Source organism: Arthrobacter sp. FW306-04-A (assembly GCF_044358315.1).
In the GTDB taxonomy this organism is placed as follows: Bacteria; Actinomycetota; Actinomycetes; order Actinomycetales; family Micrococcaceae; genus Arthrobacter.
The window spans coordinates 3,290,454-3,310,157 of sequence record NZ_CP084559.1; the positions used below are offsets into that span (position 1 = coordinate 3,290,454).

The window sequence follows — 19,704 nt, forward strand, 5'->3', positions numbered from 1 at the left end:
GTAATTGACGCGGGCCTTCCTTGAAAATACGAGTACCACTACCCGTTGTTGTTAACCCGCCCAGGGGCAATTCTTGTCCTATCGAAATCCGAACGCCAAACAAGAAATATGGCAACTGGAATTCGTAGTCAAAGTCACTTATCTGGGAAGGGTTTTCCAATGTCATCACTCATGCTCTCATTAGTCTCATTCGTCGCTGGCGTCAGGGAACGGCTCACCTCCGAGAAGGGGGCAACGATGGTGGAATACGGCATCATGGTCGCCCTTATCGCGGTGATTGTCTTGGCGGCCGTCACCCCGCTGGGACAGGCGGTCGCCACAATGTTCAACAACGTCACTGCCGGTATTTAGTCCGCCGCTTCTTCTCGTCGGCGATCTCGGGGGTGAGCCGCTGGGGGTGCTCCCGATGCCGATGGCCGTTGAGCGCAAGGGCCTCGGCGTAGGTCCATTCGGCCCGCTATGGGCCGGGTTGCATGACGAGTTCGGCGCGCAGGTCGGGTTGCCTTCGAAACGGCCGATCTCCAACGCCGAGCCCGCCGGAGTCAAGAATAGACAGACGACGAGCTGGGAAAGGTCCGGCATTCCTTGGAGTACCGGACCTTTCCCAGCTCGTCTTCCTTCTCCTCCTCGAAGCGCATGGCACCGTCGTAGAGCATCAGGGAGACTTCCGAAGCTGGTCGCGGTACTTGCCTGCCGCGGCCGGCCCAGGATGCGCTTCATCGTCGCGTAGCTGGGGGGCCTGACCCCAGTCCCGCAGGACTTTGCCGGCATTCAGCAACAAGATCGATTCCGCGACCCGGGCGATCATCAGGCCGGTCGAACAACTACTCACCAAGGCCATCCAACCCCAACGTGGTGAACACACCGGTCAACGGGTTAACAGGACTCGCGCGCCCATGCCTGCCACGCGTCCCGCGGCGCAGGGCCCGGAAGACGCCCGTGCCGGGAACGTCGAACAGAAAACTGTCAGTAGTTCAAGTGCGACTTCAAGAAGTTGACGTCCCGCCACAGGCCCCTGTTGCGTGCAAGCCCTGCCTTTAACCGCGAGTTGAGCACTTCCGTGGTGCTGCCACGGGAATCATCCTTCCCGGTAATCAATGTCTCCATCAAACCCGATGCGATTCAATCGGCGCTGCAACTGTCGCGTTTGGACGTGGCGCACCATTTGTTGCCGAACCCCTTAGTTCTGTTGCTGCTTTCCGCCGGCTTGGCCCTGTTAACTACATCCGCAGTGTGCTGGTTGCGGACTGGCCACTGGCACTGCGCCAGGCTGCCGGCGGCGTCATTTTGTTCCTCGGGTACTTAATTCTTGGATTGATTTCTCCGGGCCCCTCGGAATGGGCAATGTGAAGCTCGCAGCGCCACTCGGAATGTACTTGGGCTACTTGGGCTGGAGCCGGCTGTTCTACGGGGGACTGCTGGGATTCGTGGTGGGCGGGGTGATGACGGTGCTGGTCTTCTCCTAAAGCGCGGAATCAGGCCATCTGAGGTGGCCAACGGACTGGGTCACGTTCGCCGCTGCAATTGGAGTGGCGCTTCTCTCCTAGTCAGGGGATGAACCTTCCTCGCAGGCTTCCCCTCAGACCCACTGGCCACTACCGGCGCGCCGCTGAGTAGTACCTAGCCAGAAAAACCAAGTACCCACGCCCCACCTACGAGTAGTTGACGCGGGACTTCGTTGAAAAGACGAGTACCACTACGCATTGTTTGTTAACCCGCCCAGGGGCAATTCTTGTCCTATCGAAATCCGAACGCCAAACGAGAAATATGGCAACTGGAATTCGTAGCCAAATTCACTTATCTGGGAAAGGTTTTCCAATGTCATCTCTCATGCTCTCCGTAGTCTCATTCATCGCTGGCGTCAAGGAACGGCTCACCTCCGAGAAGGGAGCGACGATGGTGGAATACGGCATCATGGTCGCCCTCATTGCGGTGATTGTCTTGGCGGCCGTCACCCCGCTGGGACAGGCGATCGCCACAATGTTCAACAACGTCACTGCCAAGATCTAAGTCCGCACTTCGTCGTTTGGCTCCGGTTGCGGTTCAAGCCGCTGCCGGAGCCAAACCCTTAATACAAAAAGTCCATCTTGAACTTGGGCGAACATCCTTATTCGGGAACCAATTCTGGGAGATGTTCTTGAAAGCGAAACAGAAAGAACGCGGTGCAGTAGCCGTCGAACTCGCGATTGTCCTCCCGCTGCTGCTTCTGATTCTCATTGGAATCATTGAATTCGGCCGGGTGCTGAACGTTCAGGTCTCCCTGACAGAAGCGGCCCGGGAAGGCGCAAGAAATGCAGCCATCCACTACAAAGACTCCAGCCTCGACGTCAACGGTTCGGCACAGAGGGCCGCACCAACGCTCAGCGGCCTGGGAATGACAGTCACCAGCAATGTTGGAAGTTGCTCGCCGACTTCCAACGTCACAGTTACCACCAGGGTCTCTCTTCCGTCATTGACGGGTTTCCTGGATGGCGGACTCTTTGGGGTACCTGGAATCTTTCCATTGTCAATGACTGGAGTCGCGGTGATGAAATGCGGCGGCTAAAGAGTATTCGCTTCCTTGGACATCGGAAAATTGAAACTGCCGACGGCAGTGAGAAGGGCGCGACGACTCTGATCGTAGCGATGCTCCTCGTGGTCCTCCTCGGGTTCGCCGCTCTCGCCGTCGACGTCGGCGCCCTATATGCGGAAAAGGCCCAACTGCAAAACGGGGCCGATGCCTCTGCCCTCGCCATAGCCGGCGATTGCGCTGCTGGCAACTGCGGGAGTACCAATACGACTGCATCACAGCTTGCCAACGGTAACGCCAACGATGGTTCAAGCGGGGTCGCATCTATTACCTTCCCGCAGGCGACTACCGTACGGGTCGAGACAAACTCCCGCGATGCCGGCACAGGAGCCAATAGCTTTTCCCTGTTCTTCGCGAGAGTGCTCGGGATCAATTCCGCAGACGTTCGGGCAGTCGCCGAAGCATCCTGGGGGGCTCCTTCGACGGCCACGTCCCTTCCTTGGACCATGAGTGAGTGCGTCTTCAAGGAATACCTCTCGCCGAGTCAGCTGGCACAGCTACAGTCGACCGGCAATTTCACGGGCGACCCGGTGCCGACCCATATCCTTCTGCGTTACGACACGAAAGCCCCTGCGTACCCGGGATGTGCAGCACAAAACGGCTATGAGCCCGGCGGCTTTGGCTGGCTCACTACCAATACGGGTTGCTCTACAAACATCAGCATTTCAGCACAAGTTACCGGTCAACCGGGAAATCATTTCCCAAACGACCCTGCCTGCAACTCCGTTCTTTCGACCATCATGGACAAGCCCGCCCTTGTTCCTCTCTTCAGCTCAGCCACCGGCAACGGTAGCAATGCAACCTACACTCTGGTCGGATTCGCCGCATTCCAGGTAACTGGCTACCGGTTCAGCGGTTCGGGTGGCGTTGTCGATCCTGCTGCACCCAGCTGTACCGGCGACTGTCGGGGCCTTCAGGGCTATTTCGCACGTTTTGTTTCCCTCAAAGAGGGAATGTCGATTGGCGGAGGGCTGCCCAACTTTGGGGCTTCCGTGATCGCGCTTACGGGGTAGTTCTGGAACCCTGTTTAGCCAAACTCATCTGATCTGGGATTTGAAAGGAGATAGTCAAGTGAAATCACGCCTACTGGGAGGCATTGCAGCGCTACTGCTGGCAGTTGTCGGAGCCGTACTACTTGTTGTGTACGTTCAGGGCGCCGACGCCAGGGCAGCGAAAGGCATGGAGCCCACAGACATACTTGTTGTCAGAGACGCAATTCCCGCTGGAACAAAAGCCGAAGATCTCGGCAACAAGGTCCAGCTGAAATCGATACCGCAGTCAGCGGTCGCTGCGGGCGCTCTCCACGAGCTGAGCGGGCAGAACGGAAAGGTCACCTCCGTCAGCCTGGCACCTGGGGAGCAGCTCATTGCATCCAGGCTAGTGGCACCGGGAGAACTGGTTCCGGGGACAGTACCGGTCCCCGACGGTATGACGGAAGTTACTTTCCTGCTCACACCCGAACGGATCCTGGGCGGCCGGCTTGCAGCTGGGGACAAAGTCACCGTGTACAGCTCGTTCAAGACCGACGAAGCCATGCCCACCGGCACGAACATACCAGCGGGATCGAAGCAGTCAACAGGACTTCTTTTCCACGACGTCCTCGTGACTGCCGTGCAACAAGCCCCGCCGCAAACACAGAAAGCCGGCTCCACTTCCACGGACCCGGCGGTGGCCATGCCCAATGGTTCTGCGTTCGTCACTGTCGCCAGGAGCGACGCAGACGCTTCAAAGATGGTCTTCGGTTCTGAATTCGGAACTCTGTGGCTCGCCAAGCAAACGGACACCACCAAAAAGAGCAATCCTCCAGTCACCACCTTTGGCGGGCTGTACTGATGAGCCGTTTTGTAGCCATCACAGCAGTTCGGGACTTTGAAGGCCGTGTGCGCCAAGCCATAGCCGGCGCCCTTCACGGAGAGCTTCAGACCTTGTCTCCGGATGTACTGTCCGGCGGGCCGGACGACGTCTTTCGGCAGCTCAACGGCGCACCCCCGGAGGTCCTGATTCTCGGCCCAGGAGTTACTCCAGAAAGCGCCTTGAAACTAGCAACCGTCTTTGATCTCCAATACCCGGAGATCAGCTTGTTGCTTATTGCCGAACCAAGTCCGGACCTCATTCTGAAGGCGATGCATTCCGGGATTCGCGACGTGGTCACACCGGAAATTGACGTCAACGAACTCCGCGTGTTGCTCGAGCGCGCTTGCCTTGCCTCTGCCAGCCGGCGCCGGGGGATGGCCCCTGCTGCGGATCCAGGCCAAGAGCGGGGACGCGTCGTCGCCGTCATGTCGCCCAAAGGTGGCGTGGGAAAGACCACGATTGCCACAAATCTGGCCATTGGGTTGGGAAAGGTGGCGCCCATGGGCGTCGTCATCGTTGACCTCGACCTGCAGTTCGGGGACGTGGCTTCGGGTTTGTTGCTTGAGCCTGAGCATTCGATCACTGAAGCCGTCCGTGGCGTCGCTTCCCAGGATTCCATGGTCCTCAAGGCTTTCCTTACGGTGCATCCGGCGGGGATCTATGCGCTTTGTGCTCCACGGACCCCAGCAGAATCGGACTACATTACTGCTGATCACGTCTCCCAGCTCCTCAATCAGTTGGCCAGCGAATTCAAGTATGTTGTCGTGGATACCTCCCCAGGACTTGGCGAACATTGTCTTGCCACGTTGGAGCTGGCGACAGACGGCGTGTGGGTATGCGGCATGGACGTCCCGAGCATCCGCGGTCTCCGCAAAAGCTTCAGCGTCCTAAAAGAGCTGCAGCTTCTCCCAGCGGGCAGGCACACCGTGCTTAATTTCGCCGATCGCAGGAGCGGAATCTCAGTGCAGGATGTCGAGGCGACCATCGGCGTACCGATTGATACGGTCATTCCCCGTTCACGGACGCTACCTTTCTCCACAAATCGCGGAATCCCCGTGTTGCAGGGCACTACTCGCGATGCCGCATCGAAGGGCTTGAAGAAGCTTGTAGACCGTTTCGATCCAAAGTGGGTATCAGCGGCCCACAACCAACAGCACCGACGGGTGGTTGTGTCATGAAACTTTCAGCCCGACTCTCCAATTCAGAGCCTTCTACCGAACCTGCTGGAGCCAGTCCTGGTTTGTCCGCAGGTATCGAGCCACTATCGACTGCAGTTTCTGCGATCGGCGTGGCGGCCCAACCGCTGACTCCGGTGGCTCGGGCTACCTCGCCCATGTTCCTCGGCGGAAATCATGAAACTCCAGTGGTCGACGCGCTCGCCGGGCTCAAACAGCGTGCAGCCCAGGCCCTGTTTGAACGCATGGGAACCCGGTTTGGCGATACTTCCTCGACAGAAGAAGAGCTGCGCGCCACGGCCATCGATGAGCTGTCGGCCGTCATCGACCAGGAGCAGGTTCCCCTCTCCCCTGAGGAACGTAGACGCCTTATTCGGGAGATCGCCGACGAGGTAATGGGTTACGGACCCCTTCAGCGCCTGCTTGAGGATCCCTCAGTCACCGAGATTATGGTCAATCGATTTGACCAGATCTACATCGAACGCCTTGGCCACATCACCTTGACGGGAGCACAGTTCAGTTCAGACGATCATCTTAGGAAAGTCATTGAACGAATCGTCTCCCGTGTGGGTCGTCGCATCGATGAATCGTCCCCGCTCGTGGACGCGAGGCTGGAGGACGGCTCCCGTGTCAACGCGATCATTCCTCCGCTCGCGGTGAACGGGCCATCCCTCACCATCAGGAAATTCAGTCATGTACCTCTCACGGTACAGAACCTCATTGAGTGGGGTTCGCTCACTCCTGAAATCGCGGAACTGCTGAGCGCATGCGTTCGTGCGCGCTTGAACATCATCGTCTCGGGAGGAACCGGCACCGGCAAGACAACCTTGCTCAACGTTCTGTCGTCGTTCATACCTGAGGAAGACCGCATCGTGACCATCGAAGATGCCGTGGAACTTCAGCTACAGCAGCAGCACGTGGTTCGTTTGGAAAGCCGCCCTCCGAACATCGAAGGTAAGGGTGCCATCGGCATACGGGAACTCGTTCGCAATTCCCTCCGTATGAGGCCAGATCGAATCATTGTGGGCGAGGTGCGTGGCGGTGAGTCCCTGGACATGCTGCAGGCCATGAACACTGGTCACGACGGGTCGCTTTCAACCGTGCACGCGAATTCACCACGCGACGCGATTGCGCGCCTGGAGACGCTCGTACTCATGGCAGGAATGGATCTTCCGCTTCGTGCCATCCGCGAGCAAGTATCCTCCGCGGTGGACCTCCTAGTCCAAGTCACGCGTTTGCGTGACGGAAGCCGCCGGGTAACCCACGTCACCGAGGTGCAGGGCATGGAGGGGGACATCGTGACGTTGCAGGATACCTTCTTGTTCGACTATTCAGCGGGGATCGACCAACACGGGCGTTTCCTCGGCAAGCCGATTCCAACAGGAATACGTCCGCGGTTCCTTGATCGATTTGCCGAACTAGGTATCGCAGTGTCTCCCGCGGTTTTTGGCGTAGAAGCCTTGCCGCTCGGGAGGCGGTAGATATGACCTCCCCGATAGTTCCAGCGGTTGGCCTTATTCTTTGTCTCGCGTCTCTCCTCGTGTTGTTATTTGTTGCATTCAAACCACACTATGGTTCTCTTCCGCTCAATCGCCGGCGTTTGGGCCGCCAGGTTGAACAATCTGCCATCAGCAAAGTTTCCCAGTCCACAGCCGACGCCGTAGCTGGGGTTCTTGGCGAATCGGGGGGCCCGTACAACCGCGCGGTACTGTACAACGCAGGCGTGAAAATGACCCCTGCAGATTTCACGGTGCTCGTCGGAGCAAGTGCGTTCGTCGCAGGCGTTCTTGGAACCCTGACCGTCAATTGGTTCATCGGGGTTGTTGCTGCCGTGGCGACTCCGTTCCTGGCAAGAATTGTGTTGGGAATGCTTACCGACAAACGGCGCGGGAATTTCGACGGTCAACTGACCGATTCCATCCAAATGCTTATCGGTGGGCTGCGCGCCGGACACAGTGTGATGCGCTCCATAGAAGCCGCCGCACTGGAGGCTGAGGCTCCGAGCTCAGAAGAATTCAACCGGATCGTGAACGAAACGCGCATCGGCATGGATGCGCGCCAGGCCTTGGATGAGTGCGCTGACCGTATGCAGAGCGAGGATTTCCGGTGGATCGGTCAGGCGATCCAGATCAACCGTGAAGTCGGCGGCGATTTGGCCGAGGTTCTCGAGCAGGTGGCGTCAACCATTCGCGAGCGAAGTGAAATCAAGGGACATGTTCGTTCCCTAAGCGCCGAGGGAAAGATGTCAGCCTACATCCTGATGGCCCTTCCCGTCGGCGTCGGACTCTTCATGAGGGTGGTCAACCCCGGATACCTCGAGGTGTTCTTCAAGAATCCGATTGGAATGGTCATGCTTGCAGTGAGTTGCCTGCTCTTCATCGTCGGCGGTTTCTGGATGAGCCGCGTCATCAAGATTAAGTTCTAAGGAGAACTGCCATGACTCCCATAGCCTGGCTAATCATTGCGGCGATTGTGCTGCCTTTGGCCTACTTCACGTGGGTCCTTGTCACTTTGGACAGAAAAGGCGCCTTGGCTGTCCAAACCAATCTCGGAACCGGCCTGGTCCGAGCCGGCGGTTCCGACGTTCAGCGCACGTCCTTGCTATTGGGGGTGTCGAAGCGGGTGACCCCCCGAAGCTATGAAGCGAAACTCGACCGTTGGCTTGCGATGGCGGGACGCCCCCAGTCCATGCCGCTCGAGAAATTGATCATCTCGAAACCGATCGCATCGGTGTCTGGAGCCTTGGTCGGTCTTCTTCTATTCAGCAACTCACCGTCGTCAACAAACCTCGGCCTTGCAATCTTCTTGACGGTCTTTCTCTACTTCGCTCCGGACCTGCTGATCTACAACAAGGGGATCAAGCGTCAACAAGCGATCGAGTTGGAGCTCCCGAATACCCTGGATCAGATGCTGATCGCGGTTGAGGCGGGACTTGGGTTCGAATCGGCCATGGCAAGGGCCGGGACCAACGGGAACGGCCCCCTGGCTCAGGAACTCACTCGGACACTCCAGGACATCCAAGTAGGACGCCCCCGGCAGGAATCCTACGAAGCGCTCGCCACCAGAACCACAGTTCCAGACGTCCGAAGCTTTGTCAGGGCTGTCATTCAAGCAGACAAGTACGGAATTGGCATCGCGAAAATACTCCGGACGCAAGCGAAGCAAGCGCGGGTCAAGCGTCGCCAGCGGGCCGAGGAAAAGGCTATGAAGCTTCCCGTAAAGGTGCTTTTCCCGCTCATCTTCTGCATCTTCCCGGTGTTGTTCATCGTCCTGCTGGGCCCCGCAGCCATCAACATCATCGCGGCGTTTACCTAGGACGGCCCTCGGAGTGCCGTAGGCGTCTCCGAACCCGAACCGGGCGCATCTGGGGCGCCTTCAAGCTGGCCACCCGCGATACCCAGAACCGCGGGTGGTCTCAGGCCCCCTCACCGGTACCCAGAGCCGGGAGGGGGTCGTCCAACGTCAGGGCCTCATCTGGGACAGAAGGCCTACTACTCCCGCCGGGCCCGGGTCAGCTCAGCCCGCGCAAACAGTTCGTCGTCGGAAGGGTAAGCCACTTCCTCAAGCACCAAGGGGTGTGGAGCGGCCAGGACCGACTTGGCGTCCCTGACCCCCGCGAGCAAGCGCTCATGCAGCCACACCGGACTTTCCAGGCCCTCCCCCACGCGCAACGCCGACCCGACCAAGGCACGTACCATGTTGTGGCAAAAAGCATCGGCCTGGACGTTGGCAACCAGCACGCCGTCGCTGCCACGCACGAACTCAAGCCGCTGCAATTCCCGGATAGTAGTGGCTCCCTCGCGGGGCTTGCAGTATGCCCGGAAGTCCCGGAGCCCCAACAGCGCCGCTGCGCCCTCATTCATGGCACCCTCGTCCAACGCTGACTTGTGCCACAAGGTCAGCCTTCGCAGGACAGGGTCCCAATGTTCAGGACCATCGGCAATCCGGTAGCTGTAACGGCGCCACAATGCCGAGAACCGGGCGTCAAAGCCCTCAGGCGCGAGTCCGACGTCGTGCACTTCAATGGCGCCGGTCTCATCCTGCAGGACGCGACTCAAGGCTCCACGAAGCCTCCGGAGCAGCGCAGCGGCGGGGTCAATCTCGTGACCCCTCGGTAGCCCGCTCCACTCGGCCTCGGACAGATCGATGTGCACCACTTGTCCCCGTGCATGCACACCGGCGTCGGTGCGGCCGGCCACGGTGACCCGCACGGGACGCCGCACGATCAACGCCAGCCCCTCTTCGAGTGAACCCTGCACCGTCCGTAGACCGGGCTGCAGGGCCCAACCATTGAAAGGGCCGCCGTCGTACGAAAGATCCATCCGGACACGCAAAAACCCGCCGCCCCCCAAAACGGGGGCAGCGGGTTTTCGATCGTTCATAGACTTAAGTCTACTGTGAAGAATTCAGTGAATTACTTCTTTTCCTCAGCGGCCGGAGCCTCCTCGGTTTCAGCAGCTTCAGCTTCAGGAGCCTCAGTCTCGACGGCTTCAGTCTCGGCGGTTTCGGTCTCAACAACCTCTTCCTCGGCAACCGGAGCAGCTTCTTCGGCAACCGGAGCAGCCTTCTCAGCGTCGCGCTTGGCAGCGGCAGTTGCCTCGGCAACTACAGCCTGCTTCGGGGAAACCGGCTCAAGAACCAGCTCGATGACAGCCATGGGAGCGTTGTCGCCCTTGCGGTTGCCGATCTTTGTGATGCGGGTGTAGCCACCATCGCGGTTGGCAACGGCGCCGGCGATGTCGGTGAACAGCTCGTGGACGATGCCCTTGTCGCTGATCAGGCCGAGCACGCGACGGCGGGAGGACAGGTCGCCGCGCTTGGCGAAGGTCACAAGGCGCTCTGCGTACGGCTTCAGGCGCTTGGCCTTGGTGACCGTCGTGGTGATGCGCTTGTGCTCGAACAGCGCTGCTGCCAGGTTCGCGAGCATCAGGCGCTCGTGAGCCGGACCGCCTCCGAGGCGCGGACCCTTAGTGGGGGTAGGCATAGTAATTTCTCCTGTAATGAAGGCCGACCGGGTCCGAACGTGGACTCGGTGGCCAAGGTCTGCTTGTTAGAGCTCGTCGTCGCTAAACGCGGCGTCGTCCTCTTCGATGGCTGCGGCGCGGGCTGCCAGGTCGAAACCGGGAGGCGAGTCCTTGAGGGACAGGCCCAGTTCAACCAGCTTTGCCTTGACCTCATCAATGGACTTCGCACCGAAGTTACGGATGTCCATCAGGTCAGCCTCGGAGCGGGCAACGAGTTCACCCACAGTGTGGATGCCCTCACGCTTGAGGCAGTTGTAGGAACGGACGGTGAGGTCCAGATCCTCGATCGGCAGTGCCATGTCAGCTGCCAAGGCAGCATCCGTCGGCGACGGGCCAATCTCGATACCTTCAGCTGCGGTGTTCAGCTCGCGAGCCAGACCGAACAGCTCCACCAGGGTGGTGCCTGCCGAGGCAACGGCGTCGCGCGGGGCGATAGCCTGCTTGGTCTCGACGTCGACAATCAGCTTGTCGAAGTCAGTGCGCTGCTCAACACGGGTGGCTTCCACGCGGAAAGTCACCTTCAGCACCGGCGAGTAGATCGAGTCGACCGGAATACGGCCGATCTCGGAGTCGCCGGACTTGTTCTGAGCTGCCGAAACGTAGCCGCGGCCGCGTTCGATGGTCAGTTCGAGTTCGAACTTGCCCTTCGAGTTCAGCGTGGCAATGTGCAGATCCGGGTTGTGGAATTCGACGCCGGCCGGCGGAGCGATGTCCGCGGCGGTGACGACTCCGGGGCCCTGCTTGCGCAGGTATGCAACAACAGGCTCGTCGTGCTCGGAGGACACGGAGAGGTTCTTGATGTTCAGGATGATCTCAGTGACATCTTCCTTGACACCCGGAACCGTCGTGAACTCGTGCAGCACGCCATCGATCCGGATGCTGGTTACAGCGGCACCGGGGATGGAAGAGAGCAGGGTACGGCGGAGGGAGTTTCCGAGGGTGTAGCCGAAGCCCGGTTCCAGCGGTTCAATGATGAAACGCGAGCGGTTCTCGGAGACTACTTCTTCAGACAGAGTGGGGCGCTGTGCAATGAGCACTTAGGTTTCCTTTCGGCGAGCATCCGCTATATGACGCAACACAGGTGGTGGAAATCGGCTTGGTTCCGGCTGTGCCGGCCGGACGCTGCGGAACAGTCAGACTGTTCCGCAGCGGACCCGACCGGCAAAGGCCAAGAAGCCAATTAGACGCGGCGGCGCTTCGGCGGGCGGCAACCGTTGTGGGCGCTGGGGGTGACGTCCTGGATGGAGCCAACCTCGAGGCCAGCGGCCTGCAGCGAACGGATTGCGGTCTCGCGTCCGGATCCCGGTCCCTTGACGAAAACGTCGACCTTGCGCAGACCGTGCTCCTGGGCGCGCTTTGCAGCAGCCTCAGCAGCCATCTGGGCGGCGAACGGGGTGGACTTACGGGAGCCCTTGAATCCAACCTCACCGGCGGAAGCCCAGGAGATTACAGCACCGTTCGGGTCCGTGATGGACACGATGGTGTTGTTAAAGGTGCTCTTGATGTGCGCCTGGCCAAGCGCGATATTCTTCTTGTCCTTCTTGCGCGGCTTGCGAACCGCGCCACGAGTCTTCGGGGGCATTATTTCTCCTACAGAAAGTTTATTGGGGGAAAGTCAGCTGCTATTTTTAGCGGCCGGCCTTCTTCTTGCCGGCGACGGTACGCTTCGGGCCCTTGCGGGTACGAGCGTTGGTCTTCGTACGCTGACCGCGTACGGGCAGGCCCTTGCGGTGACGCAGGCCTTCGTAGCTGCCGATCTCAACCTTGCGGCGGATATCTGCTGCTACTTCGCGGCGAAGGTCACCCTCAACCTTGTAGTTGCCTTCAATGTAGTCACGCAGCTGGACCAGCTCGGCGTCAGTCAGGTCCTTGACGCGAACGTCAGCGCTGATGCCGGTGGCAGCCAGGGTTTCGTGTGCACGGGTCTTGCCCACGCCGTAGATGTAAGTGAGCGCAATTTCCAACCGCTTTTCGCGGGGAATGTCTACGCCAGCGAGACGAGCCATAGTGGCAGTACTCCTTGAATAAACCGGAGGTCGTAGGCAGTACACCCGCACTTTCAGTGCGGCCCCAGCCTCCGACCGGGGGTTAGCTGTCCGGGCTCTGTACGTCCCAATTCAGCTTGTGCTGCCTTTATTTACTTGCGTGGGTTAGCAACCCAGGTTGCCCTCGCGGGCGCTAGTTCCCTTGTGGGGAATTAGCCCTGGCGCTGCTTGTGGCGCGGGTTCTCGCAGATCACCATGACCCGGCCATTACGGCGGATCACTTTGCACTTGTCGCAGATCTGCTTAACGCTCGGCTTGACCTTCATGGCGTTCCTTTGCGTGTTGCAGTTGGTCAGCTGTTGCGGCTATACCCGGGTTTCCCCAGGCTGCCGCCCAGCAATTACTTGTAGCGGTAGACGATGCGACCACGTGTGAGGTCGTAAGGGCTCAGCTCCACCACTACGCGGTCCTCAGGGAGAATCCTGATGTAGTGCTGTCGCATCTTCCCCGAGATGTGTGCAAGAACGATGTGCTTGTTGGTGAGCTCAACGCGAAACATCGCATTGGGCAGCGCCTCAGTCACAACGCCCTCGATCTCAATGACCCCGTCCTTCTTGGCCATATCCTCCGCTAACTGTTGTTTGCCGCAGTCCTCCGGTTAGGCACCGGAAAATCTGCGGACGTTTTTTGTTTGTTTGGCCGTCCGGCTTCTGCCAGTCCACAAATCAGGACTCGCGACCTGTTAAATGGGCGTGGCTGCGCAGACAACCAACAAACAACTCTACGCCAATACGGCGCGAATGTTAAATCCGCCCATGCTAGCGCAGACACCGGCACGGTGTCACTCTTCCCCGGGTCGCGGAATCCGCTTAAACACGCTAAACCGCGCCGTAGGACGGGAAGGTCCCTGCCGCCGTCGTCGTGGTTTCCGCGGATGCGACGCCGTCAAGAACAGCCAGGCGCACGGCGTCTGCCGCGGCGCTTTGCAGAGTAATGAGCGAGACCTGCCTCGCTTGCTCCGAACTGCGGTCAAGCCCGACGGCGCCCGTCGCCAGCGCGAACACAGTGTCGCCGTCGGCGAGGGTATGGGAAGGACTCAGGGCCCGGGCGAGTCCGGCATGTGCCGCACTGGCTGTGCGCTTGCATTCAGCGGGGTCGAGGACCGCATTGGTAGCGACGACAACAAGTGTGGTGTTCAGTACCGGGCGCTCCGCCGGATTTGTGGCACCGTGCGCCGACCGCCGGGGCGATGTGCCAAAAGGCATCCCCAGCGCGTTCACCACTGCGAGCGCGCCCACCACCACTCCGTTGTCAAGGGTGATGGAGGACGTGCCCACTCCTCCTTTGAACGCGCCGCGGCCAATCACTGCTCCCGTGCCGGCGCCGACGTTTCCGCGCCCGACGTCGGCGTGCTCGCTTGAGGCTGCAGCCGCGGCGGCCGCTGCATAACCCATGGTTTCGTCCGGTCGGGCGGCGAAGTCGCCACCGCGACCCAAGTCGAAGATCGCCGCGGCGGGAACGATCGGCACCACTCCCCCGGGCACGGCGAAACCCCGTCCCTGTTTTTCGCACCATCGCTGGGCACCGTGGGCCGTGATCAACCCGAAGGCGCTCCCACCCGTGAGCACTACAGCATCGACTGTGGACACCAGGGTGGTGGGGTCAAGCGCATCCGTCTCGTGCGTGCCCGGACCGCCGCCGCGCACATCCACGGATCCAACCGTCCCCGGCGGCGGAAGCACCACTGTCACCCCGCTCAGCCAGCCATCGCCGATCCGCTGGACGTGTCCCACCCGTATTCCTGGCACATCAGTGATCTTGGGAGTCATGTGCCTATTCTGCTCCTCCGGCACAAACGGTAGTCGTGCCTCGAATGTAAACAGGACCCCACTTTTCTCGAAACATCGAGTAAATGATGGCAGAAGGCTTGTCCAACAATCCGGCGTGCGGCCGATTTTTTGACTTGACAGATGTTCTCGTGTGATGAGGTAAAAGTAGCCGCCCCTTGACCCAACACGGAGTCTGGCGTGCCCCAATATCTGCAAACCGTTAGAGACTTCCAATGACAAGACAACTGACTGGCAGCCCCGCGGCCCCCGCGCAGACTGTCCCGGCCCCTCTGCGCCGGGGACGTTGGTCCGGCCGAACCCGTCGCGACTTCTTTGTGTTCCTGGCACTGGCGTTGCCGAACTTGGCGCTGATCGCGGTGTTCACGTATCTGCCCTTGATCAACAACATGTATTACTCAACCCTTGACTGGACCTTGGGCTCAACGTCGGCCACCGTTGTGGGCTTCGACAACTACATCAACTTCTTCACTAGCTCCGACGCCCCGCAAGTCCTCAGCACCACCCTCATCTTCACCGTGGTCACTGTCGGCGGTTCCATGGTGCTGGGCCTCTTGGTGGCCCTGGCCTTGAACGCGAAGGTACGCGGCACCACCTTTGCGCGCTCTGCCGTCTTTGCCCCCTACGTCCTCAGCGGCGTAGGTGTTGGCCTCGTGTGGCTGTTCATCTTCGACCCCGGTTACGGCGTGCTGTCTTGGTTGCTCCGGGGCATTGGCCAGCAAAGCCCCCAGTGGATCAACGATCCGCAGCTCTCCCTAGTGATGGTCATCATCGTCTACGTCTGGAAGAACCTGGGCTACTGCGCCGTCGTGTACCTCGCAGGGCTCCAGTCGCTCCCGAAGGACGTCATGGAGGCAGCTTCCCTGGATGGCGCCAACGGCTTCCGCCGCTTCATGAGCATTTCCGTTCCGCTGCTCTCGCCCACCACGTTCTTCCTGCTGATCACCACGATGATCAGCTCGCTGCAGGCCTTCGACCTGATCCGCATCATGACGCCGCTGGGCAACGGCACCAGCACGCTGATCTACGAGGCCTATCTTCAGGCCTTCGGAGCCTACAACCGCGCCGGGTACTCCGCCGCCATCTCAGTGGTGCTCTTCGCCATCCTGCTCATCATCACCGTGCTCCAGCTGCGGTTCGTCGAACGGAAGGTGCACTACTCATGAGCACGCTCTCTCCCGTCAGTCCCAACCCCGCAACCGGCGTCGGGACCCTGAAAGCTCCCGACGGCGGTCCGGAGCTCCCCGTGCGGCGCGACCGGCCGTTCTCCCGAGCAAACCTTGTCCAGACGCTGGCCGGAGGTTATATCCCGCTGATCGTGGCCACCCTGGTGGTGGTCCTGCCGCTGTTGTGGATGTTGCTGAGTTCCTTCAAGCAACCCGGCGAGATCGTCACCACGGATCTCAAAATCCTGCCGCAGGGCCTGAACCTGGAGAACTACCACACTGCCATGACCACGGTGCCGTTCGCCCGGTTCTTCCTGAACAGCCTGATCGTCACCGTCGTGGGCTCCACGGTGAAGGTGATCCTGGCGGTCCTGACGGCTTATGCCCTGGTGTTTGTCCGGTTCCCGTTCAAGAACGTCATCTTCGTCGTGATCCTCGTGGCCCTGATGGTGCCGCCGCAGGTCTCGATCCTCCCTAACTACATCTTGATTGCCGGGATGGGCGGCAAGAACACCCTGTGGGGAATCATCCTTCCCGGCCTCGGCACGGCCTTTGGAACCTTCCTCCTTCGCCAGCATTTCAAGACGCTTCCCGGGTCCATCCTCGAAGCCGCAGAAATCGACGGTGCGGGTCATTGGCGCAGGCTGTGGCAAGTCGTCGTCCCCGTGTCGCTTCCCTCCATCGCCACCGTAGCCCTCGTCACCGTGGTGAGCGAATGGAACGACTACATCTGGCCGCTGATCATCACGGACCGGCCGGAAACCATGACCCTCCCGGTCGGCCTGACCCTGCTACAGAATTCAGAAGGAAACGGCGCCGGCTGGGGGATCTTGATGGCCGGGGCAGTCCTGGTGATCATCCCCATCCTCCTGGTCTTCGCAGCGTTGCAACGCTACATCGTTGCCGGGCTAACCCAGGGCAGCGTCACAGGCTAGCAACACCGCACCGTCACCCGCGGCCTTCCCCCACCCCGGCCGTACTGCGGCCTGGCCGCAGCATCCAAACCAAACCTCACCACCTTTGCATCCTTGAGAGGACAACCATGGCAATGAATCTTGACCGTAGAAACTTCCTGGGGCTCGCCGGACTTGGAGTCGGCGCCGCAGCTCTGGCGGCCTGCGGCGGTCCGTCGACAGGCGGTAGCGTTTCAAGCAGCGCACCCTCAGACATCGACTTCACGGGCGTCAAGCCAGCCGGTTCGTTCGACTTTTGGACCAGCCACCCCGGGCAATCCCAGACCGTCGAGCAATCCATCATCGACAAATTCCAGGCGAAGTTCCCGGACATCAAGGTGAATCTCGTCACGGCAGGCGCCAACTACGAGGAAATCGCCCAGAAGTTCCAGACGTCGCAGGCTGCTAAGTCAGCCCTCCCCGGCCTCGTGGTTCTCTCCGACGTCTGGTGGTTCCGCTACTACACCAACAGCAACATCATTCCGTTGGACGGACTCATCAAGCAGTTGGACTTCAAAATTGATGACTTCCAGAAGTCCCTCGTAGCGGACTACCAGTACGCCAACAAGCAGTGGGCGCTCCCCTACGGCCGCTCCACCCCGCTCTTCTACTACAACAAGGACCACTTCAAAGCCGCCGGCCTGCCGGACCGGGCGCCTAAGACCTGGCAGGAATTTGCCGACTGGGCCCCCAAGCTCCAGGCGAGCTCGGGCGCGAAGTACGCGTACATCTACCCGGCCCTCGCCGGATACGCCGGCTGGACGCTGCAGAACAACCTGTGGGGCTGGGGCGGTAGCTGGTCCAATGGGTGGACCTTCAACTGCGATTCCGCTGAGTCCGTCGCGGCCCTGCAGTGGGCCCAGGACTCGATCTACAAGGACAAGTGGGCTGGAGTCTCCTCCAAGAACGCCGCGGACGATTTCGCCGCGGGCATTACGTCCACCACGATCTCCTCCACCGGTGACCTGCTGGGCGTGCTGAAGTCCGCCAAGTTCAACGTCGGCGTCGGCTTCATGCCGGGCGGACCCAAGGCTGAGACCAACGTCTGCCCCACTGGCGGCGCCGGCCTCGGCATTCCCAGCGGCGTCAGCAAGGAGGTCCAGCTCGCCGCTGCCACCTTCCTGAAATTCATGACCGAACCGGAAAACACCGCGGCCTTCTCCGCCGCAACGGGCTACATGCCCACCCGTGTCTCCGCGGACATGACCGCAGTCCTCGCCAAGACTCCCCAGATCAAGACGGCCATGGATCAGCTCGCTGTCACCAAGGTGCAGGACAACGCCCGCGTGTTCCTACCCGGTGCCGATCAGGAGATGGCCAAGGCAGCCGCGAAGATCCTCACCCAGCAGGGGGACGTGAAGGCGACCATGACGGACCTTAAGGCAACCCTCGACGGAATCTACACCAAGGACGTGAAGCCCAAGCTCAAGAGCTAAGGCAATAACTTCCTCCGACACACAAGATCCCTGGCGACACCGGAATTCCGGTGTCGCCAGGGATTCTTCGTATCGGAGGTCAGGGAATAGGAACGGGCACGACGCCGAGAGGCACCAGCTGCTCTGCGCCGCCGTCGGGGGCGGAAAGCACCCAAATGCCCTTTTCGTGGACGGCTACCGAGTGCTCCCATTGGCACGAACGCTTGCCGTCGGTGGTCACCACGGTCCAATCGTCGTCGAGGGTGGCGGTTTCGATCCCGCCACGGACGAGCATGGGTTCGATGGCGAGGCACAATCCCGGCCGGATCTTGGGGCCTCGATGCGTGGTGCGAAAGTTCAAGACGTCAGGGGCCATGTGCATCTCGGAGCCGATACCGTGTCCTACGTAGTCTTCCAAGATGCCCAGCGGTTTCCCTGGCACAGAAGAGACGTAGTCGTCCACGGCGTTTCCGATGTCGCCGACGAACTTGCCCTTGGCCAACGCGGCGATTCCACGCCACATCGCGGCCTGGGTGACGTCCGAGAGCCGCTGGTCTTCGGGATCGGCGATGCCAACTATCACCGTCCTTGCCGAGTCGGAGTGCCAACCATCAACAATTGCACCGCCATCAATCGAAATGATGTCCCCGTCCTCTAGGACACGGTCACCGGGGATGCCGTGGACGACTTCCTCGTTGACGGAGGTGCAGATGGTGGCAGGGAAGCCGTGGTACCCAAGGAAGTTCGACTTGGCTCCAGCGTCCCTCAGGACCGCCGCAAAGACGGCGTCGATCTCCCGAGTGGTGACACCGGGTTTCGCAGCCCCAACGGCCGCGTCGAGGGCGCTGCTGAGGACCAATCCGGCCTCGTGCATCTTGCGCATTTGCTCGTTGGTCTTGTATTCGATGCGGGGCTGGCCGAACGCCATGGTCTCCTCTTGTGGTGTGCTTCTTGGGGTGGGTGCAGAACCAGAACACCCCTGCTCTCTCCCCTATTTTCCCGCATCAGCGACCCAGTTCGAAACCGGCCCTGAGATCGATCCAGGAAGCACCGCTGCTTTGGTCCCGCACAGGGGGAACGGAAAAGGGTGTGTCCCGCGCTCACGACGCCGGGACACACCCTTTCATCAAATCTTGCGGTACTAAACCGCCTTGGCCGCCTCGATGGCCAGCAAGACGCGGTCAGTGACCTCGTCGATGCCGCCGATGCCGTCAACCTTGGTCAGGATGCCACGTTCGGCGTACTTGGCCACCACAGCTTCCGTCTGCTCGTGGTAGAGGTCCAGGCGGTGGCGGATGACAGCTTCGTTGTCGTCAGAGCGCCCGGTCTCCTTGGCGCGTCCCAGCAAGCGCGAAACAAGTTCCTCGTCGTCGGCCGTCAGCTGAAGCACGACGTCGAGCTTCTCTTCGGTGTCGGCAAGGATCTGGTCCAGGTATTCCACCTGGGCGGTGGTGCGTGGGTAACCGTCAAGCAGGAAGCCGTTTTCGACGTCGCCTTCGCTCAAGCGGTCACGGACCATCTTGTTGGTCACGCTGTCCGGAACGAAATCGCCGGCGTCCATGTACTTCTTGGCTTCGATACCCAGCGGGGTTTCGCCCTTGACGTTTGCACGGAAGATATCGCCCGTGGAAATGGCGACCACGCCCAGGCGCTCGGAAATCCGCTCAGCCTGCGTCCCCTTACCCGAACCTGGAGGTCCAATGATCAGCATTCTCG

General features: G+C 60.4%; 24 protein-coding genes. 12 read left to right on the forward strand and 12 right to left on the reverse strand.

Translation table 11 applies throughout. From position 1 onward, the window contains the following. Positions 1-159 precede the first annotated feature (159 nt). Positions 160-351, forward strand: coding sequence for a Flp family type IVb pilin (locus LFT43_RS15170; protein ID WP_395798123.1), 192 nt, complete (start codon positions 160-162; stop codon positions 349-351). A 304-nt stretch (positions 352-655) separates the two neighbouring features. Here the strand turns inward: LFT43_RS15170 and LFT43_RS15175 are convergent, their stop codons facing one another. Together LFT43_RS15175 and LFT43_RS15180 are read right to left on the reverse strand one after the other, a co-directional pair. Further along, positions 656-832, reverse strand: a complete 177-nt coding sequence (locus tag LFT43_RS15175; RefSeq protein ID WP_395798125.1) for a hypothetical protein — start codon at positions 830-832, stop codon at positions 656-658. A 134-nt stretch (positions 833-966) separates the two neighbouring features. Further along, positions 967-1,107: a hypothetical protein gene (locus LFT43_RS15180; protein ID WP_395798127.1), complete on the reverse strand. Its 141-nt coding sequence runs from the start codon at positions 1,105-1,107 to the stop codon at positions 967-969. 711 nt (positions 1,108-1,818) lie between these two features. Here LFT43_RS15180 and LFT43_RS15185 point away from each other — a divergent pair. The 8 genes from LFT43_RS15185 (at position 1,819) to LFT43_RS15220 (ending at position 8,913) form a co-directional block, all read left to right on the forward strand. Beyond that, entirely contained in the window at positions 1,819-2,010 is a 192-nt protein-coding gene (locus LFT43_RS15185) for a Flp family type IVb pilin (RefSeq protein ID WP_395798129.1), read from the forward strand. A gap of 121 nt (positions 2,011-2,131) precedes the next feature. Beyond that, positions 2,132-2,545 carry a TadE/TadG family type IV pilus assembly protein gene (locus LFT43_RS15190; RefSeq protein ID WP_395798131.1) on the forward strand — a complete coding sequence of 138 codons (414 nt, stop codon included), beginning with the start codon at positions 2,132-2,134 and terminating at the stop codon, positions 2,543-2,545. Further along, positions 2,533-3,582: a pilus assembly protein TadG-related protein gene (locus tag LFT43_RS15195; protein WP_395798133.1), complete on the forward strand. Its 1,050-nt coding sequence runs from the start codon at positions 2,533-2,535 to the stop codon at positions 3,580-3,582. The genes LFT43_RS15190 and LFT43_RS15195 overlap by 13 nt, the downstream gene beginning before the upstream one ends. Before the next feature lie 58 nt (positions 3,583-3,640). Then, complete coding sequence (locus tag LFT43_RS15200) at positions 3,641-4,402, forward strand: Flp pilus assembly protein CpaB (RefSeq protein ID WP_395798135.1); 762 nt, start codon at positions 3,641-3,643, stop codon at positions 4,400-4,402. Then, the gene (locus LFT43_RS15205) at positions 4,402-5,601 is read left to right on the forward strand and encodes a CpaE family protein (RefSeq protein WP_395798137.1); all 1,200 of its coding nucleotides are present in this window, start codon (positions 4,402-4,404) and stop codon (positions 5,599-5,601) included. Before LFT43_RS15200 ends, LFT43_RS15205 begins: the two co-directional genes overlap by 1 nt. Before the next feature lie 155 nt (positions 5,602-5,756). After that, entirely contained in the window at positions 5,757-7,079 is a 1,323-nt protein-coding gene (locus LFT43_RS15210) for a CpaF family protein (protein WP_395803120.1), read from the forward strand. 248 nt (positions 7,080-7,327) lie between these two features. Beyond that, complete coding sequence (locus LFT43_RS15215) at positions 7,328-8,023, forward strand: type II secretion system F family protein (protein WP_395798139.1); 696 nt, start codon at positions 7,328-7,330, stop codon at positions 8,021-8,023. Positions 8,024-8,034: 11 nt separating this feature from the next. Next, a complete protein-coding gene (locus LFT43_RS15220) occupies positions 8,035-8,913 on the forward strand; it encodes a type II secretion system F family protein (RefSeq protein ID WP_395798141.1) in 879 nt (292 codons plus the stop codon). Between the two features lie 176 nt (positions 8,914-9,089). On the opposite strand, the gene LFT43_RS15225 is transcribed toward LFT43_RS15220, so the two are convergent. The 8 genes from LFT43_RS15225 to LFT43_RS15260 form a co-directional block, all read right to left on the reverse strand. Next, a complete protein-coding gene (locus tag LFT43_RS15225) occupies positions 9,090-9,980 on the reverse strand; it encodes a tRNA pseudouridine synthase A (RefSeq protein WP_395798143.1) in 891 nt (296 codons plus the stop codon). Between the two features lie 32 nt (positions 9,981-10,012). After that, entirely contained in the window at positions 10,013-10,582 is a 570-nt protein-coding gene (gene rplQ, locus LFT43_RS15230; protein ID WP_395798145.1) for a 50S ribosomal protein L17, read from the reverse strand. 66 nt (positions 10,583-10,648) lie between these two features. Continuing rightward, a complete protein-coding gene (locus LFT43_RS15235; protein WP_011692778.1) occupies positions 10,649-11,659 on the reverse strand; it encodes a DNA-directed RNA polymerase subunit alpha in 1,011 nt (336 codons plus the stop codon). 143 nt (positions 11,660-11,802) lie between these two features. Continuing rightward, on the reverse strand, positions 11,803-12,204 hold the full coding sequence (rpsK, locus tag LFT43_RS15240) for a 30S ribosomal protein S11 (RefSeq protein WP_028265083.1): 402 nt from the start codon (positions 12,202-12,204) through the stop codon (positions 11,803-11,805). A 46-nt stretch (positions 12,205-12,250) separates the two neighbouring features. Further along, positions 12,251-12,628 carry a 30S ribosomal protein S13 gene (rpsM, locus tag LFT43_RS15245; RefSeq protein WP_011775569.1) on the reverse strand — a complete coding sequence of 126 codons (378 nt, stop codon included), beginning with the start codon at positions 12,626-12,628 and terminating at the stop codon, positions 12,251-12,253. Positions 12,629-12,819: 191 nt separating this feature from the next. After that, positions 12,820-12,933 carry a 50S ribosomal protein L36 gene (gene rpmJ / locus LFT43_RS15250; RefSeq protein WP_011775570.1) on the reverse strand — a complete coding sequence of 38 codons (114 nt, stop codon included), beginning with the start codon at positions 12,931-12,933 and terminating at the stop codon, positions 12,820-12,822. Between the two features lie 74 nt (positions 12,934-13,007). Further along, a complete protein-coding gene (gene infA, locus LFT43_RS15255) occupies positions 13,008-13,229 on the reverse strand; it encodes a translation initiation factor IF-1 (RefSeq protein WP_009358723.1) in 222 nt (73 codons plus the stop codon). 256 nt (positions 13,230-13,485) lie between these two features. Next, positions 13,486-14,436 carry a P1 family peptidase gene (locus tag LFT43_RS15260; protein ID WP_395798151.1) on the reverse strand — a complete coding sequence of 317 codons (951 nt, stop codon included), beginning with the start codon at positions 14,434-14,436 and terminating at the stop codon, positions 13,486-13,488. A gap of 233 nt (positions 14,437-14,669) precedes the next feature. On the opposite strand from LFT43_RS15260, the gene LFT43_RS15265 reads away from it, so the two are divergent. The 3 genes from LFT43_RS15265 to LFT43_RS15275 all read left to right on the forward strand — a co-directional run bounded on the left by LFT43_RS15265 (position 14,670) and on the right by LFT43_RS15275 (position 18,009). Then, entirely contained in the window at positions 14,670-15,620 is a 951-nt protein-coding gene (locus LFT43_RS15265; protein WP_395798153.1) for a carbohydrate ABC transporter permease, read from the forward strand. Then, positions 15,617-16,555 carry a carbohydrate ABC transporter permease gene (locus LFT43_RS15270; protein WP_395798155.1) on the forward strand — a complete coding sequence of 313 codons (939 nt, stop codon included), beginning with the start codon at positions 15,617-15,619 and terminating at the stop codon, positions 16,553-16,555. Before LFT43_RS15265 ends, LFT43_RS15270 begins: the two co-directional genes overlap by 4 nt. Before the next feature lie 107 nt (positions 16,556-16,662). Then, positions 16,663-18,009, forward strand: coding sequence for an ABC transporter substrate-binding protein (locus tag LFT43_RS15275; protein ID WP_395798157.1), 1,347 nt, complete (start codon positions 16,663-16,665; stop codon positions 18,007-18,009). A gap of 79 nt (positions 18,010-18,088) precedes the next feature. On the opposite strand, the gene map is transcribed toward LFT43_RS15275, so the two are convergent. Together map and LFT43_RS15285 are read right to left on the reverse strand one after the other, a co-directional pair. Beyond that, entirely contained in the window at positions 18,089-18,916 is an 828-nt protein-coding gene (map, locus tag LFT43_RS15280; protein ID WP_395798159.1) for a type I methionyl aminopeptidase, read from the reverse strand. A 213-nt stretch (positions 18,917-19,129) separates the two neighbouring features. Then, on the reverse strand, positions 19,130-19,699 hold the full coding sequence (locus tag LFT43_RS15285) for an adenylate kinase (protein WP_395803121.1): 570 nt from the start codon (positions 19,697-19,699) through the stop codon (positions 19,130-19,132). Positions 19,700-19,704 lie beyond the last annotated feature (5 nt).